A 16,512-nucleotide genomic window follows, 5' to 3' on the forward strand; every position below is an offset into this window, starting at 1 on the left:
TTCCTGGAATTGCTCTGGATCTATTGAACCGTGAGCTCGGCTCGCGCGCCGGCCCTGACAGTTACCGTGCCTTCTTTCGAGCTGTTGTCCGATTTCTCCGAAACCACCGCGTAGTCGCCGGCCGACAGGGTGGCTTCATACTTCTGGTCGTAGGCGTAACCGACCGACTTGCGGGTTCCGTCGATGGCCTTCCTGGCCTCGAATATCTCGATCTTCGAGGCTCCTGGCGCGGTGATCGTCAGCATGCCGGCGTTCAGCGCGATCTTCAGATCCTCATGGTCGCCAATTTTGACGCTGAACGGCTGCTCGGCCACCGCAAGGTCGACCGTCGCGACCATTACATAATCGTCGGGCGGCAGATCGAACTTGCTGTCCGGACCATAGGCATAAGTCACCTCCTGCCTGGTTCCGTCGACGTTCTTTTTCGCCTGGAGCACCCTGAAGCCGACGCCCGAACCCTCGGCCTTGTCGCCGCCGGCAGCATAATAGGCATTGGCGACGATACGCCCGACGCCGACGATGACGTCCTTGTCGATGACGCTGCCGGCGGCAAGCGGGATCGTCTCGGTAACCATCCCCTGGCCGATCGTGACCGTCACCTTCTCGTCGCCGGCCGGCAGCACGACTTTCGTGTCGCCGTAATAGGTCGGCGGGGTATCGACGCCCGGATAGCCGACTACGACAGCCGCGCCGTCGTCAACGTCCGCTCCTTCGCTTGGCCTGGGGTGGATGACCAGCGTGCCGGCATTCAGGTTGAAATGCGGCTTGGCGACCTGGCCAGGCTCGATCTTGATTTTCTGTTCGGCCCTGGCCTCGCCGGCGCGTGCGACGACGATATAGTCGCCCGGCTCCAGATTGCCCTTGTAGGTGCCATATTCGGTGGTGACGGGATCGCCGCGCGTGCCGTCGGAATTCGCCTTGTAGATCTCCCAGGCATTGCCGTCGGTGACGGGATCGCCACCCTCGGCAAGCACGACGGTGGGCACGAAATTGGACTCTGCCGGCTGGGCGGGAGCCGGTTCGGGAGTGGGTGGCGAAGGCGCGACGGTCTCGACGAGGGCGTCCTGCAATGCCTTTTCATCCGACGCTTCGATATATTTGCCGCCGGTGTTGTCGGCGAGGCAGGCGACCTGCTTGCCTTCGGCAGCGGTCAGACCAAAGCCGACGACATCGACGGTGAAGTCGACGCCGGCAGCCTCCAGCTCCTTGCCGAGCGCACAGGGGTCGCCGTTGCATGTCTCGATGCCATCGGTGATGAGAACGACCGTCGCTTTGTCCTCGGTGTATTTCAATGCTTCCGCCGCTTGCTTGACCGCAGCGGTCAGCGGCGTCTTGCCCTGAAATTTCAGACTGTCGGCCGCGGCTGAGATCGCACTGGCCGAGCCTGCCTGCGGCGGCACGATGAGTTCGATGTCGTCGCAACTGGCCTTCTCGCGATGACCATAGGCCATGAGGCCGATTTCCTCGACGGCCGGGACCGATTGCAGCACGTTCCGCAGCGATTGACGGGCGATTTCGAGCTTGGGCTTGCCGTCGATCTGCGCCCACATCGAGCCGGAGGCATCGAGAATGACGATGACGCGATCGGCGGCGAAGCCTAACCCCGTCATCCACAGCAGCAGGGCCGCCACAGCGGCGCTCCGCACAAATCCCGCCATCGAATATCTCCCCGGTCAGTCGCCGCCGCTCGGCGCCGGAAAGCTATTTGACGCTGCGTTGCGACACAAGCCCGGGCGGAGCACGAAGCTGCGCCGCATCCGTGTGAAACCTTCAATAGGTCGTGCGACGTTCCTCGGAAGGCGGCCGGCCGAATTGCAGCCGATAGCTCTGGGCAAAATAGGAATGCGAAGTGAAGCCGGTGGCGATCGCCACGTCGAGGATCGGCATGTTGGTCTGGCGCAGCAATTCGCGCGCCCGCTCGAGTCTGAGCCGCATGTAATAGCGCCCGGGCGTCACGCTGAGATGGCGCAGGAACAGGCGCTCGACCTGGCGCACGGACAGGCCCGCCGACTTCGCAAGCTGTACCGCCGACAGCGGCTCGTCGAGATGGTCGGCCATCAGCTCGACGATGCGCCGCAGCTTTTCCGACTTGCCGGTCAGGTCGCGTTCCGGGCCGACGCGCTGGCGGTCGCCGGCCGAGCGGATGCGCTCATGCTGGAACTGGTTGGCGACGCCATTAGCGAGACCCGAGCCGAAATCGCCGCGCACGATCTCCAGCATCAGGTCGATCGAGGTGGTGCCGCCGGCGCAGGTATAGCGCTTGCGGTCGATCTCGAAGACGTTGCCGGTACAGTTGATCTCCGGAAAGCGTTCGAGGAAACCGGCGCGGTTTTCCCAATGGATGGTGCAGCGATAGCCATCGAGCTGGCCTGCCTCGGCAAGCAGATAGGAGCCGACCGAAAGCGCGCCGAGCGCGTTGCCGCGTCGGCCCCAGCTGCGCAGCGCCGCCAGCACCTTGCTCTTGCCGGGAAATTCCGTCGTCAGCCCGACCGAAACAAAAAGGATATCGACCGGCGGCAGATCGGCAACGGCATAGTCGATCTTGAGCGGCAGGCCGTTGGAGGCCATGACGGCATCGCCGTCGGCCGACACCGTCGTCCAGCCATAGAAATCGCGGCCGAGCAGCCGGTTCGCCGACCGGAATGTGTCGATTGCCGCGGCCAGCGAGAACATGGAGAACTTGTCGACCAGCAGAAACCCGAACTGCCGGCCGCCCTGAACGGGATCATTGGTGACCGGCCGCTCTAAGGGAACAGTGGGGTTTGGCAAGGACGCTGCTCTCTGGTCAGAAGGAAGGCCGTTTCAACCCGGCTGCGAGGTAGGCGGAAGCTAGCGTGTTGGCCATCAGCATGGCAATGGTCATCGGTCCGACGCCGCCAGGCACCGGCGTGATGGCGCCGGCCGCCTTCGCTGCTTCGGCAAAGGCGACATCGCCGACGAGGCGCGTCTTGCCTTCGCCCTTTTCAGGTGCCGCGATGCGGTTGATGCCGACGTCGATGACAGTGGCGCCTGATTTGACCCAGTCGCCGCGCACCATCTCAGGCCGGCCGACGGCTGCGACCAGAATATCGGCGGTGCGGGCAAGCGCCGGCAGGTCCCTGGTGCGGCTGTGTGCGATGGTGACGGTGCAGTTGGCGGCAAGCAGCAGATTGGCCATCGGTTTGCCGACGATGTTTGAGCGCCCGACGACGACCGCATTGAGGCCGGACAGGTCCTCGCCACGCACCCGTTCGATCAGCAGCATCGAGCCGGCCGGCGTGCAAGGTACGAAGGCGGTATCGAGCTCGCCGGTGCCGAGCTTGCCGACATTGATGAAGTGGAAGCCGTCGACATCCTTCTCCGGCGCTATTGCCTGGATGATCTTGCCGGCATCGATATGGCCGGGAAGCGGAAGCTGCACCAGAATGCCGTTGATGGCCGGATCGGCGTTGAGCTGGCCTATGATCTTCAACAGGTCCGGCTCGGAGGTTTCAGCCGGCAGCGTGTGCTGAACCGAATGGAAGCCGCATTGCTTGGCGGTACGGGATTTGGAGGCGACATAGACCTGGCTCGCCGGATCCTCGCCGACGATGACCACTGCGAGACCGGGCTGCCGCCCGCCCTTCTCCGCCAGTTCGGCGGTCAGGGCCTTGACCCGCCGCACCACGTCTTCGGCGACGCTTTTTCCGTCAATCAACTCAGCCATGAACCACCCTCGACGCCTATCGCCTAAGTCTGCCGCGTTAAAGCATCCATGCGGCGCGCTCCAGATACCTTTTATGCAGGTCGTTGCCCAGAACCATGCGCAGGCGGGCGAACATGCAGCGCGGCATTTTCACGAAAATCGAGCCGGGCAATCCCGTCAATGCGCCGTCCCATGCCGTTAACTCGAAACCGGCATGCTTTATTCGACGCTTAGAAATAGCGCCGGCGCGTGCGGTTTTCGGTGAGCTCGCGAACCGCCTCGCGGAATTCGCGCAGGCTGGCGCGGATTTCCTCGATCTGACTTTGCTGATCGGCGGCTTCCGAGACCTGAGCATGGGCCGAATGCGGCGGCGCGGGTTGCTGCGGATAAGGTGCCTGTTCGGCACTGAGCGGCTGCGGATGGAAGGCAGGCGGCATATTTGCGCTGGAATTTGTCGCGGCGGAAGTTTGGCCGGACGCCATCTCCTCCGGCGCTCTGCCGGGAATGAGCCTGCTCAGCGTCGACAACACGGCACCGATCGGCCCCGTACGCGCGGCCCGGTACGCTTTGTCCTCGGCGGAACCGGCATCGGGGCCGCCAAGGGAGCCAGCGGGGTCGAAAACTATATCGGCAGCTGCAGCCTCTTCCATCAGCATGTTGCCGGCCTCTGGCTCGTCACGATGGGGTTGGCTTATGCCGCCGGCTGCCAACAGGATCGGACTGGCACGCGCTTCGCGGCGCGAGCGGGCGAGACGATGGCGTGTGGCGGCATCCTCGCGCCATGACGGGGCTGCACGATCCTCTAGCGAAACCAGCGATGCTTCGTCTTCGTCGCGCACTGCCTCGACGAGCGACAGCAAGGACCGGGCGTTCCTCCAGTGTTCACGATCATTCCTGTAAGCCATGGTTCCTGGAGTTTTCCCTCGGGCTGGGACGCAGCGACCGTCCACTGGTTAAGCGATGCTAAACAGGCACAGGAAACAAAAGGTTAATTTGGTCGGCCCGCCCCTGCGCGACTGTATGCGCATCCCAACCGCAGGTCCGGGTTCCGCCTGGTCACAGTCCCAACAGGGGCTTCCCCGCCCTTCCACGAACGTCTATGGGAGGCCATCTCTATGGGAGGCCTTCGATGACGATCAGGCTTGTTCTCGCCGGTTGCGGCAATATGGGCTACGCCATGCTCTCGGGCTGGCTGAAAGCCGGCAAGCTCGCTCCGGCTGCGGTGTTCGTGGTCGAGCCCAATGCCGAGTTGCGCAAGCGTGCCGAAGCACTGGGCTGCGCTGCTGCCGCGGATGCCGGTGTCATTCCGGCGGACGCGGTGCCGGCCCTCGTCGTCATTGCGGTCAAGCCGCAGGTGATCCGCGACGTGACGGCTGGCTACATCCGCTTCAACGATGGCCGAACCACTTTCCTCAGCATCGCCGCCGGGACGCCGATCGCCACGTTCGAACGCATTCTCGGCGACCGCGCGCCGATCGTGCGCTGCATGCCCAACACGCCGGCGGCAATCGGCAAGGGCATGATGGTGGTGTTTTCCAACAGGCTGGTCTCCGACGACACCAAACGTCTTGTCGCCGACCTGCTTTCGGCGAGCGGGCAAGTGGCCGATATCGATGGCGAGGGCCTGATGGATGCGGTGACGGCAGTGTCCGGGTCGGGACCGGCCTATATCTTCCATTTCATCGAAGCGCTGACGGTGGCGGCCGAGAAGGCCGGCCTGCCTGGCAAGGTCGCAAAGCTCCTGGCCATGCAGACGGTCTATGGCGCCGCCTCGCTTGCCGCCGAAAGCGGCGAGGAGCCAGGCGTGCTCAGGCAGCAAGTGACCAGCCCCAACGGCACGACGGCCGCCGCACTGGCCGTACTGATGGGCGAGAACCGGCTGACGCAACTGCTAACCGAAGCGGTGGAAGCGGCGCGGCTGCGGTCGATAGAGCTGGGGAAGTAAGGCTTTTGGGAGAAGCCGGTCGGCGGCAATGGTCTGCCGTGCGTTTCAGGGGCAATAGCCGCCGTAGAAAAGCCGCTACGCAGCGCTCCTTCGCGCCCCCCTCTGTCCTGCCGACGTCAAAATCGCGATAGCCTAGAATGTCGACAAAATATCAGCGATGTCCCCACAAGTGGTCGATCTCGTCCTTGTTCACGGCCGTCCGTCCTTGCCCGCCTTGGCTTTGAGATCGTCGGCAATGACCGCGACCCGCTCTGCCAGGGAAAGGCGTCCACTTTCCCGCTTCAACTCGGGTTCCCGCACCTCAGCCATCACCCAGATTCCCATACAGCATCTCGTCCTGCAGCCGGCGTAAGGCGAACAGCCTGGTCGTCGGGTCGGGCGCGGCATTGTCGGCGGTGAGCAATTCGCCTTTCCTCACCGGTTTCAGCACCTTGCCGCCTTCGAGCAGACCGACCGGCACGGCGCGATGGGCGCGGGCCTGTTCGACGGTCATGGTCCAGGAGCGGTAGCAGGTCTCGCCGATCGCATCGAAAACCTCGCCTGCCGCCAGATCGCGCTTGGCCACGGCGCAGACCTCGGCCACCGGCCGCGGAAGCGGCACCATGTCGGGCCTGCCGTAAAGCGCGATACGGGCGGCCGTCAGCGGCACTTCCAGCGAGGTCAGATGGTAGGGCCTGAAGAAGCTGTAATAGGGGCCGTGGCCAATATGCAGATCGTCCATGCGCTCGATGATGCGCGGATGCGTCGCCTCGACGATGACGAAGACGCCGGGCGCCACGCCCTTGCCGACGGTGTAGTCGACGACGCCCTTCTTCGACAGGATGCCGCCATGCTCGCGCGGGATCAGCACCTTGACCAGTTCGTCGCGGTCGGCCTTGGGGCCGTGCATGCCGGGAACGTCGGGCACCAGCCCGGTGGCGTTGGCGATGGCGCACATCTCGACCATGGTCTTGGAGCCGTCGACGAACTCGACCAGCATGCGCGGGTTCATGTTGCGACGCAGCGCTTCCGCGCGGTAGTCGTCTGGAACGGCGTCGTGGTTGAGAGGGTTGTTCTTGCCCTTGCCAGCGGAAACGATGGTGTAGCCGAGCGCCGAGGCGAACTCGATCAGTTCCATGCAGCTCGACGGCTCGTCGCCGGCGCCGACCGAATAGACGACACCGAGTTGGTCGGCCTGCTGCTTCAGATAGCAGCCGATGGTGACGTCGGCCTCGACGTTCATCATCACCAGATGCTTGCCGTGCTGCATCGCCATCAGGTCGAAATCGGCGGCGACGCCGGGCTTGCCGGTGGCGTCGATGACGACATCGATGAGGGGATTGGTGACCAGTGTCTCGTTCGAGGTGATTGCGATCTTGCCGCTCTCGATCGCCTGGCTGACCTTCGAAGCGCTGTCTGCTTCGGCTGCCATCGCCTCATCGCCATAGGCGATGCGGATGGCGTCACGCGCCGTATGCGGGCGGCGCGTCGAGATCGCGCAAACCGAAATGCCCGGCATCAGCATGCCTTGCGTCACCAGGTCGGTGCCCATCTCGCCCGAACCGATGACGCCGATGCGCACCGGGCGGTCTTCCGCGGCGCGCTTGGCAAGATCGCGGGCAAGCCCGGTCAAGGCGACATTGGTCATGCTGGAAACGTCCACTGCTTTTTGATTTGAAGCGGGAATAGCAGGGAACGGCAACCCTTTGCCAATCGAAACCGGCCGGCGGCGGCGAATTCTTGCGCGTGATGCCAAACCGCAATTGGCTCAATCTTGCAGCAGCCAACCAATTCGACGGGGGCGGGAGAGGCTGCAGAAAACGACACGGGCCGCCAGAGCGAGGAGCCCGGCTAACAAATGGACGGAAAATATTAGGCAATCCTTCAGTCGTTGCTGCTTAAATAGGCAAATGGAAAGGCGTGCCCGTATTCTCAGGCGTGTGTTCCGCTCTTTGCAAGGAACCGGCGAGAGCGGCAACGTTGCTACCATATTTGCCCTGTCGTTGCCGATTGTCGTCGGTGCAGCCGGCCTCGGTGTCGAGACGTCCTACTGGTTCTATAGCAGCCTGAAATTACAGGCGGTGGCCGACGCGGCAGCCTATGCCGGCGCTCTGGAAAAGGTTTCGGGATCCGACAAGCCAACGATAGTCTCCGCCGCGACGCTGTCGGCGACGACGAACGGCTGGGAACCGTCAACAGGTACGATCGAGGTTTTCACCCCTCCGTCTTCCGGCCCGAATGTCGCGAAAAAGGCGGTCGAGATTATCGTTCGTCAAAATCTCGATCGATTTTTCACGGCGATATTCACCCAAACCTCGGTTGGCGCGCAGGCAAGGGCGGTGGCTCTTATCACCGACGCTTCAAAGGCCTGCATGCAGGCGCGCGATCCTTCCGCTTCCAAAGCGGTGCTCTTTTCCGGCAGTTCGACCACAAAGCTGACGGGCTGCTCCGTGATGTCCAATTCCATAGCCGCGGATGCTATCAAGCTTCAGGGATCGGCCAACCTTCAGGTCGACTGTCTCATATCAGCCGGCGGCGTTTCGTTGAACAACCCTGTAACAACCGTTTGCGCCAGCCCTATAACCCAGGCCTTACCCGCCGGTGATCCCTTTATCGACCTGCCGACACCATCAGCCACAACCCCCTGTCAAAACTCGAAATTGTCGACCCTGACCCCCGGGACATACTGCAGCGGGTTGAGCCTAAGCGGCAATGTTGTCCTCTCGCCCGGCGTGTACGTCATCCAAGGCGGTGATTTCAAAGCGAACTCGAACGCGAATATCTCCGGCGACGGGGTCATCATCTATCTGGCCGGCAGCTCGGGCGTCAGCATGAACGGCAATGCCACCATCAAGCTTAGCGCACCGACGTCGGGCACGTATTCCGGTGTTCTGTTTTACGGCAACAAGGGTAACCCGCTGGGATCGAACACGTTCAATGGCACGGCGGATTCGCTTTTGACCGGCGCCCTGTATTTTCCAACCCAGGCAGTCAATTACCTCGGCAATTTCTCTGGCAAGGGTGGTTGCACGCAGGTTGTCGCCGGTACCGTGCAGTGGTCTGGCAATACGAGCATCAGCCAGGATTGCACGAGCCTCGGGATGCGTGACATTCCGGCCGCGCAATCCATAAAGCTTGTCGAGTAATCTTCGTGGCACGGATGTCAGTCCGGATGTTCCGGAGCGATTCAGGTGCGGCCGCGGTCGAGTTGGCGCTGGTCCTGCCGATCCTTTGCCTGGTACTTCTCGGCATTATTGACGGCTGGTCTTTTGTATCAAGCGCATTGTCGATGCGTGCCGGCGTTAAAACGGCGGCCAATCTAGTAATGCAAGGCGCAGCCGACGACGCGACTATCCAAGTCGTCGCCCTTTCGAGCTGGGAAAACCATCCTGATGACGCGCAGGTGACGCTGGGCCGAAAATATATGTGCGGGACCATCGTGGTCGATCCATCTGTCCTGTGCGACAGTTCGAAAGCTCCCGCCGTCTTTGTGGAAATACAGGCGACAGCCACCTGGTCCCCACCCTTCAGTTTCGGCGCGTTTTCCCTCTCGCGCGCGCTCAGCCACCAACAGGTGATTCGTGTTCGCTAAACGGAGAGCCTTCATATGCGGGGCGTCAGGCGGAGCTGCACTGGAGTTCGCGCTGATCGCGCCTGTTCTGATAATGCTTTTGATCGGCATCTTCGCATTCGGCTGGGCCTTGAATGCCATGTCGAGTGTTCGGTACACGCTGGAAACGTCCTCGCGCGCGCTGCAAATGAAAAACTCGCTGACGCAGGCCCAAATCCAAGCCATCGCCACGGAAAAATTACTGGATTTGGGATTGAAAGACGTCGAAGTGACGATTGGGATCGATCCTCCGAGCGGCGGCTTTCGCATGGCACATCTGACGGCCAAGTATGCTTTCGTTATCGAGTTCCCGTACTTCAATCGATACCCGATAAATTATGCGACAACTGTGGTGGTTCCATTGGTCGCGTTGTGAGCATGTGGCCTGGCCTCAGTCGAGCGGGACCTTTCGCGGGCTGTTCGCTGAGCGCCGCCTTGTAGCCGATCGCCTTGTACAGCATGCCGTTACCGGCTTTGTTCCGGCCGAGCCCCCACCCCTCGCCTAATGCCGCGCCGCCGCTACTTGTTTGTTAACAGCATGCGAGGGCCACATGTGGAGTTTGGCAGCAGAGGGCTGGAGGCTTCTCAAGCAGAGCGTTCTCGGCTTTATCGAGGACAATGCGCTGAGCCATGGGGCGGCGATAGCGTTTTATGCCACGACCTCGCTTGCACCGATCCTGCTCATCGTTGTCGCTATCGCCGGCATGGCCTTCGGGCATGAGGCGGCGCAACTCGCCCTTTCGGCACAGATCGCCGGCCTGATGGGGCCGCAAAGTGCCGAACTGCTGCAGGCAACGATCGAAAACGCCTCGCAGAAGGAAGCGGGAACCCTTGCCAGCATTCTGGGGCTGGTCACGCTGTTCGTTGCCGCATCCGGCGTGTTCGGCGAAATGCAGCTGGCGCTGAACGAAATCTGGAAAGTCAAACCGAGCGGGGCAACGATTTCACGGCTGGTTCGAGCACGCATTGCGAGCCTTGGCCTAGTCGCCGCCCTCGGGTTCCTGCTGCTGGTGTCGCTGGTTGTGAGCGCCGCAATTTCGGCGCTCGGAGAAGTCATCAACGCCTATCTCCCGTTCGGCACCATCATCCTGAGCGCCATCAACGGGATTGTCTCGTTTGCCCTGATCACGCTGCTGTTTGCCGCGATCTACAAGGTGTTGCCCGATCGCAGCCTGCAATGGCGCGATGTCGGCGTCGGCGCCGTGGTCACCGGGTTTCTGTTCACAATCGGCAAGTCGCTGATTGGCTGGTACATCGGAACCAGCGCCATCTCATCGTCATACGGCGCGGCCGGCGCCCTGCTCGTGGTGCTGTTATGGGTCTATTATTCGGCCGAGATATTTCTCCTGGGCGCCGAATTCACGCGAGCCTATTCGGTCCGACACGGCAGCCGGACCGATTTGAAGAACAAGGTGGCACCGCACGGCAAATGAGTTCACGCCGAAATTCGACGCTGCCGGCAAGGTGGCGCTGGTCACCGGCGCCTCGATGGCGCTGCAAGAGAGCATCAAACTCCGGCATCATCAACATCAGCTCGCAGTCCGGCACGGCGGGCTTTTTGCGCCGGCACCGGAACTTTTAGCGGCTGCTAATCTTCATTCATAACCAACATCGAAATACCGATCGGTCCGCGCTCCGCTTCGGTGCGGGCCGAGGAAGCAAGGAGGAACATATGAACTGGGATCAAATCAAGGGAAAATGGACACAGTTCAAAGGCAAGGCAAAAGAGCAGTGGGGTGACCTCACCGACGACGATCTCGATCGGATCGAGGGCAACCGGGATCAGTTGGCAGGCCGCATCCAGGAGCGATATGGCATCGCCAAGGAAGAGGCGGAGCGCCAAGTAGATAACTGGTCCAGAAGCATCGGCTAAGCCTTGGACGCAACGCCCGTCTTCTCCCACCGGGGTGAAACTCTGCGTCGCCCGCCGTGCTGCTTCGTGCGGCGGGCACTTTCGACAGCGTGGCCCGTGAGCAACCTTTAGCTGCATCTAACGTTCTGCTTTCGTGGCGGGCTTCGCCTCGGCGTACGCCCGGCCCCGAGACGAAGGAGTGCAATCATGAACAACATTATCTGGCTGGTCGGCGCCATTGTGATCGTAATCGCCATTTTGAGCTTTTTGGGTCTTCGATAGCGTCGTAGACCTCTCTTCGACTCGGCAGCGGCCCCCTTGTCGGCGTGGCCTCACTGTCCATTGCGCTCAAGCAGGTCAGACTTAGGTCCCATGCAAAATACTCAAGGATTGGACCGAAGCCCCGGCTGAGGAACGTAGCCGGCTGGCTCACGTTGTGCTGAGCTTTGGGCGCGACGGAGATGCGCCCGGTGGAAGAGTTCAAGGCCAGGGAGGAGAGGCCCGACGCTCCGAACGAGCGTCGGGCCTGGGCGCAAATGCAAACGATCAGCAGACTGTTCAATTCCCATGCCCAGGCAGCTCGTGCCGTTGCCAGACTTCAGGCTGCCGGGATTCGCCGCCGCCAGATCAGCGTCGTCGGATCTTACAATGACAACGATGAACCGATCAGCGTTGCTGGATATTACGACGATGAGATGAGCGCTCTCTGGCGGGGTGCAAGTACTGGCGCCGCACTTGGTGCGACGGCCGGTCTGTTGGCCGGTTTTAGCGCTTTTGGAGCTCAAGGCGTTGATCCTGCCGGGATGGCCGGCATGGCCCTGGTCGGTGCGGCCTGGGGCGGCTTTGCCGGCGTGCTTCTTGGAACTTTCGCCAATTTCGCGCAGAAGTCGCGCAAGCCGAAGATCGCGGAGGGTGTCGTACTGGTGATGGCCCGCGTCGATGAAAAGCAGGCCGGCGCGGCGCATACGGTGCTCCGGAGTTCCGCGGACATGCCTGCCGGGCCGATGAAGAGGACCGCGTGGCCAAATTCAAGCCGGCCCCGCGTCCGATCTGGTGCCCGATGAAGTTTGTTTCGCGAAGCAGGAATTCAAACCGAGGGCGCCCGACGAAAGCTTGGCAAACTAACACTTTGGAAGCATGCGGGCTGCTTGCCGTCGTGCTGTCCCTTTTTCTTACAGTTCTATTGGCAGGTCTCATCCTTGGCTGAACCCATGCCCTTGCCACCGGCGACACGGCGCCGAGCTCCCGGCAATTGGCAACTGGCCAAAGGTGCGGCCAGTTCGAAGGATTAAACCATTCGTGCTAAGCGTTTATAGCTTGTAGCCATAGGAGAGGACGCCAAGGTGGACAAACGGGCTGAGGGGGACGCGGAGAGATTGGCTCGGGGCGAGTTCGAGCTCAAAGCCGAACGATATGGCGTGAACGCCTTTCTTCTCGTTGTCGAACTTGTAAATCTGCTGGAAAAGCATGGAACAATCAGCAGCGACGACGTCGCGAAAATAGCCGAAGCCGCAGCACTTGCCGTTGCCGGCTCCAGTCAACCCGACGTGAACAGCATCAATCTGTTGCAGGCCATCGCTGCCGCACGCCGGCCCAAATAGGCCTATGTCAAATCCGCCAGCAATCGCGCAAAACGCTATGTTGAACTGATTTCGGTCGAGCGAGCGGAGCCCTTTCATGTGCAATGACTACGAGCAGCACATCGCCTGGGCCGAGTATTGCCGGATGATGGAATCGCTGGCGCTCAAAATCCCCAGCCATCAAACCGAACTGGATCTGCCGCAGGCAGACGATATCCACATCAATGACCCCGCACCCGTGATGCGGGTTGCCGGCGACACAATCGAACTGGCGTCGATGACGTTCGGCTTTCCTCCGGCCGGGCCAAAAGGCGGACCTGTATTCAACTTTCGCTCCGAGGGCCGGCAGTTCGGCAACAGCAAGCGCTGCCTCGTTCCGGCCTCGGCATTCTTCGAATTCACGGGAACGAAATATCCAAAAACCAAGCACAGGTTCACGCTGACCGGCCATTCGTTCATGGCGATTGCCGGGCTGTGGCGCGAGGGTGTCGGCAACAAGCCGCCGACGTTCACGATGCTGACGAGCGAGCCGGGGCCGGACGTGGCGCCATATCACAACCGGCAAGTGGTTGTGCTGCGGCCATCGGACTGGGCGGCGTGGATCCATCTGACGAGGTCCGAGTCTGAACTCCTGCGGCCGCTGCCGGAAGGGTCGCTCAGAGTGGAGACAGCTCGGGCCGGTTCGGCGTAGGACTGCTCGCCGAGCTACGGCCGCGCCGCATAGTCACGGCGACGCGCGCCATGCTCGGAACGAATGCCCGCACGACCTAAGCGCTTCAGCCCCGCTTGACGTAGCCGGCTGTGACCTCGTCTTTGTGCGCGGCGAAAGCCTCCAGGACTTCGGTTTTCTCAGGCTTCGGAATTTTGAAATGATCTAAGGTCCGCCCGAGTTCCGCTGCGACCTCATCGAATTCCGCGGGGGAGATCCGCAGATCGCGATGCGCCTCTTCGAGGCCGAGCGGCGTCGTGCCGGGCTTGGTGGCGACGAACTTGAAGGGCCCACCAGAAACGTCGCAGACCCACAGCGTGCGCATGAATTTGAGGCCGGGCAACCTTTCCAGGTTCTTGGTGTGCCATTTGCGCAATTGTGGATTCTTGGACTTCTTGCCGACGATCGGGTTCTTCACGACGGCGTCGCTGAAATGATCGATCACCGCCGCGATGGCGAACACGCCCCCCAGCCGCTCATACAGAGTTTTCTCGGATGTGGTTTTCTTGGCCTGGGCAAGCGCCTTGTCGGCAGGCAAAACCGCCGTCGATGCGGCGGCCAGCGTCAGCGCGGCGACAACATTTCGTCTTGTCAAAGAGGTCGAAATTTTCATCCCTGGTTCCCTTCGAGGTTAGGCCAGAGCGAGCCGCAGCCGGTCTGGCGGGCTTCATGAAGTGACATTCGGACACTTTGCCATATTTTAGCATCGTCTAAGGAACTAACGAGCCGTTCGCCGGAATTATTCCGCTTGACCGCATTGTCATGGTCAACACGCGTAAAAAGGGCGAAGGCCGCGCGGATGAGGAAGGCTCAAGCACGTGTCGCTGCACGCGGCAGAGGTCGCGAAGCCACTTCGGCCGCATCGGCGGGCCGACCGATGTTGCCGGCACCGTAGTATTCCTTGGCTCGCTCGCGGCGGCCGCCTGCGGCCAATAGCCTGTGCTTTTCGAAGATCGCCAGCTTCTGCGGATAGGTGATCCGCACCTTTGCGTTGCACCCGGCGCATTTGAAGTGCGCGATCGTTCTTAGCGCAGAGCCCTTTCTTACCGCCGGATGCGAGCAATCCGGACATTCGAATGTGAGCGCGACATCCGATAAGTCTTTGGCTAAGCCCATTTCCATTTCCATCCCCTTCGCAAGCTCGCTGGCTACACTCTGGCGATTCTCAATGAGCAATTCAGATGCCAAACGGCTGTGCCAAAGCGGGACTAGACCAATTCGCCCGGGAACGCCGCCAGGCTAGTGCGCCTTCTCTGTGCCTTTTGAGCGACGAAGAGACCTAACTTCCTCGAGCAGTTCGCGCTCATTGGTAGTCAAGTTTCGGAAGATTGCGACAATCATCACCGCCAAGGCTTCGGCATCAAGACTTAGAGGGTCGATACGCTCATCTGTGCAAACCCGATCAAACACGCGTTCACAAATAGCCAAATCGTGAGGGCTGAGGCGAGTGCGATTGAAACGCTGGCGCGACATGAGCGAGCCTTCGAGGCCCGCTGCCGTGTACAAATGCGCGCCCTACCAAGAAACGCGAGTCGTTAAGTGATTGTTCCCGACTGGAGCTTGTTCAGCCGGCAGCAGCAGGGGCAAACCAGAATGCTTTCGCCGCGCATGCGAGCGCGAGCTGTGCCTCGACCTTTGGCATTCTCTCAGCATGGCGAGATGCTTGGCACCTCAGGCATTTTCGAGCGCCCGCCCGAACGGCTCTGGCTGCCATGCGCGGACCGATTTTGGACGGCTGGACTGTTGGACTCACGTCAGACACAGGCAAGACTACTTCGAACCCTAATCAGGGCTACCGTTTTGCTTCGAGATCAGCGCCTAGCCGATTTTGGATCCCCCCAAAATCGCTCGAATCTTTCTTAAGTAACGTTCAATCAGCGACAGCCCGTCAACTGTTGGACTATTTTCAGAGCTCCGTCGAGCAGACCGCAGGGTCCGTCCAAGAACGTGCTTTGCCGGAGGCGGAACTCACTTCTCGAATTAACTTCCTGATTATTGCCGATTGAAAGGCAGCGGCACTGTCGGCGGGAATGACGAACGAGCCGGGTCCTCCGATCACGTGCCGCTCATAATATTCCATCGTCGTCTCTCCATTCTCAACGTCGGCGCCTATCGGAAGACCATTGATCACGATGGCTTTCTGGAGTGCTCTCTGGCGGCTGTCCTCGACGGACGTTCCGTCATTGTTTGATCCGTCGCCTGAAATATCGATGATTCTGCGCAACGTTGGGACAGGCAGTTTGTCAAAGGCGTCCACGGAGGCGTCGATCGCGTATGAGATCGACGTATTCGATCCGTGCGGACCAGAGCGTGGCCATTCTGACTTCTTCCGGAGTGCCTCAGCGATGACGGCCGCATCCTTTGCATCAGAAAGAATGGTCCAGCCCACCCGGGTTTCCAAGGAGCCGCGGCTTGACCATTCGACAAAGGTGACGGCGATCTTGCCGTGCATACCCTCTTTGATCACGTTAAGCACGGTCGCTGATTCCAAAGCAGCCGCATAGCTCTCGCGTTGTAGCCTTGCCTCTATGTGATTGATGGAGCCGGACATGTCGGCCGCGAGAACGATTGCGACATCGACTTCATCAGTCGGATTCCCAGGGACAACCTTCTCGCGAATTTCATGAGGAGAACGAGCGTTCGTGTATGGGTTTCCGTGAATATACTGGACAGAGATCAGCACAAATCTCAGCAATCCTACGATCAGGGCGCTAAAGGAAAGGGATTGCATTTCCCATCTGTCCTCATGAGCCTATGGAACTCTGGGGCGGTTAATCGCTGACTTCAATTAGTTGTGGAAGGAACTCAAGTAGTTGAGAGATAAAGGAGCCTACTCTCCTACATTAGCTATTTCTATATTAGCTGTACCTATTTCAAGAGTCAACAAAATGGGGCAGCACGGGTCGGCAGCATGCCGGAGCGGAACGCAAGAACGCGCGGGCGGTTCATGTTCGTCCCGGTGGCTGGGTTGTCATCCTAAGGCCTGGGGATCATCGGAAGATCACGCGGCAGCAGCGATACTTCATTCCGTATGGTGATGAGATTCCGTCCCAGGATGGCAATTATCATATTTGCCTTCATCCGACCGAAGAGCATGAGAACTGTTTTCTTGCACCGCCCGACGCCACGTGAGCCGGGAGCCGCGCTGCGTCCGAAAAATTGCGAGATGCGGG

At 60.8% G+C, this 16,512-nt stretch carries 17 protein-coding genes; 9 read left to right on the forward strand and 8 right to left on the reverse strand.

The features are described 5' to 3' along the window. Positions 1 to 20 precede the first annotated feature (20 nt). The 4 genes from AC0L2P_RS00290 to AC0L2P_RS00305 all read right to left on the reverse strand — a co-directional run bounded on the left by AC0L2P_RS00290 (position 21) and on the right by AC0L2P_RS00305 (position 4,569). On the reverse strand, positions 21 to 1,658 hold the full coding sequence (locus tag AC0L2P_RS00290) for a vWA domain-containing protein (RefSeq protein ID WP_473499091.1): 1,638 nt from the start codon (positions 1,656 to 1,658) through the stop codon (positions 21 to 23). 112 nt (positions 1,659 to 1,770) lie between these two features. Next, on the reverse strand, positions 1,771 to 2,769 hold the full coding sequence (locus tag AC0L2P_RS00295; RefSeq protein ID WP_473499093.1) for a GlxA family transcriptional regulator: 999 nt from the start codon (positions 2,767 to 2,769) through the stop codon (positions 1,771 to 1,773). Between the two features lie 16 nt (positions 2,770 to 2,785). Then, entirely contained in the window at positions 2,786 to 3,685 is a 900-nt protein-coding gene (gene folD / locus AC0L2P_RS00300; protein WP_473499095.1) for a bifunctional methylenetetrahydrofolate dehydrogenase/methenyltetrahydrofolate cyclohydrolase FolD, read from the reverse strand. Positions 3,686 to 3,894: 209 nt separating this feature from the next. Continuing rightward, entirely contained in the window at positions 3,895 to 4,569 is a 675-nt protein-coding gene (locus AC0L2P_RS00305; protein ID WP_473499097.1) for a hypothetical protein, read from the reverse strand. A gap of 224 nt (positions 4,570 to 4,793) precedes the next feature. On the opposite strand from AC0L2P_RS00305, the gene proC reads away from it, so the two are divergent. After that, on the forward strand, positions 4,794 to 5,609 hold the full coding sequence (gene proC / locus AC0L2P_RS00310) for a pyrroline-5-carboxylate reductase (RefSeq protein ID WP_473499099.1): 816 nt from the start codon (positions 4,794 to 4,796) through the stop codon (positions 5,607 to 5,609). Between the two features lie 301 nt (positions 5,610 to 5,910). Here the strand turns inward: proC and AC0L2P_RS00315 are convergent, their stop codons facing one another. After that, positions 5,911 to 7,236, reverse strand: coding sequence for an NAD(P)H-dependent oxidoreductase (locus tag AC0L2P_RS00315; RefSeq protein ID WP_473499101.1), 1,326 nt, complete (start codon positions 7,234 to 7,236; stop codon positions 5,911 to 5,913). Between the two features lie 262 nt (positions 7,237 to 7,498). On the opposite strand from AC0L2P_RS00315, the gene AC0L2P_RS00320 reads away from it, so the two are divergent. The 8 genes from AC0L2P_RS00320 to AC0L2P_RS00355 all read left to right on the forward strand — a co-directional run bounded on the left by AC0L2P_RS00320 (position 7,499) and on the right by AC0L2P_RS00355 (position 13,321). Beyond that, entirely contained in the window at positions 7,499 to 8,734 is a 1,236-nt protein-coding gene (locus tag AC0L2P_RS00320; protein WP_473499103.1) for a pilus assembly protein TadG-related protein, read from the forward strand. A 26-nt stretch (positions 8,735 to 8,760) separates the two neighbouring features. Beyond that, positions 8,761 to 9,180: a TadE/TadG family type IV pilus assembly protein gene (locus AC0L2P_RS00325; RefSeq protein ID WP_473499105.1), complete on the forward strand. Its 420-nt coding sequence runs from the start codon at positions 8,761 to 8,763 to the stop codon at positions 9,178 to 9,180. Beyond that, a complete protein-coding gene (locus AC0L2P_RS00330; protein WP_473499107.1) occupies positions 9,170 to 9,574 on the forward strand; it encodes a TadE/TadG family type IV pilus assembly protein in 405 nt (134 codons plus the stop codon). The genes AC0L2P_RS00325 and AC0L2P_RS00330 overlap by 11 nt, the downstream gene beginning before the upstream one ends. Before the next feature lie 175 nt (positions 9,575 to 9,749). Continuing rightward, on the forward strand, positions 9,750 to 10,631 hold the full coding sequence (locus AC0L2P_RS00335; RefSeq protein ID WP_473499109.1) for a YihY/virulence factor BrkB family protein: 882 nt from the start codon (positions 9,750 to 9,752) through the stop codon (positions 10,629 to 10,631). A 239-nt stretch (positions 10,632 to 10,870) separates the two neighbouring features. Further along, positions 10,871 to 11,071 carry a CsbD family protein gene (locus AC0L2P_RS00340; RefSeq protein ID WP_473499110.1) on the forward strand — a complete coding sequence of 67 codons (201 nt, stop codon included), beginning with the start codon at positions 10,871 to 10,873 and terminating at the stop codon, positions 11,069 to 11,071. A 449-nt stretch (positions 11,072 to 11,520) separates the two neighbouring features. After that, on the forward strand, positions 11,521 to 12,114 hold the full coding sequence (locus AC0L2P_RS00345) for a hypothetical protein (RefSeq protein WP_473499112.1): 594 nt from the start codon (positions 11,521 to 11,523) through the stop codon (positions 12,112 to 12,114). 279 nt (positions 12,115 to 12,393) lie between these two features. Further along, positions 12,394 to 12,651 (forward strand): hypothetical protein, encoded by a 258-nt coding sequence (locus AC0L2P_RS00350; protein WP_473499114.1) that lies wholly within the window; start codon positions 12,394 to 12,396, stop codon positions 12,649 to 12,651. A 76-nt stretch (positions 12,652 to 12,727) separates the two neighbouring features. Continuing rightward, positions 12,728 to 13,321, forward strand: a complete 594-nt coding sequence (locus AC0L2P_RS00355) for an SOS response-associated peptidase (protein WP_473499116.1) — start codon at positions 12,728 to 12,730, stop codon at positions 13,319 to 13,321. Positions 13,322 to 13,406: 85 nt separating this feature from the next. Here the strand turns inward: AC0L2P_RS00355 and AC0L2P_RS00360 are convergent, their stop codons facing one another. The 3 genes from AC0L2P_RS00360 to AC0L2P_RS00370 all read right to left on the reverse strand — a co-directional run bounded on the left by AC0L2P_RS00360 (position 13,407) and on the right by AC0L2P_RS00370 (position 16,070). Beyond that, positions 13,407 to 13,877, reverse strand: a complete 471-nt coding sequence (locus AC0L2P_RS00360; protein ID WP_473499117.1) for a group I truncated hemoglobin — start codon at positions 13,875 to 13,877, stop codon at positions 13,407 to 13,409. Positions 13,878 to 14,149: 272 nt separating this feature from the next. Beyond that, positions 14,150 to 14,527 (reverse strand): hypothetical protein, encoded by a 378-nt coding sequence (locus tag AC0L2P_RS00365; protein WP_473499119.1) that lies wholly within the window; start codon positions 14,525 to 14,527, stop codon positions 14,150 to 14,152. Between the two features lie 718 nt (positions 14,528 to 15,245). Beyond that, positions 15,246 to 16,070 carry a DUF1194 domain-containing protein gene (locus AC0L2P_RS00370; RefSeq protein WP_473499121.1) on the reverse strand — a complete coding sequence of 275 codons (825 nt, stop codon included), beginning with the start codon at positions 16,068 to 16,070 and terminating at the stop codon, positions 15,246 to 15,248. Between the last annotated feature and the right edge of the window lie 442 nt (positions 16,071 to 16,512).

Source organism: Mesorhizobium sp. WSM4836 (assembly GCF_055811815.1).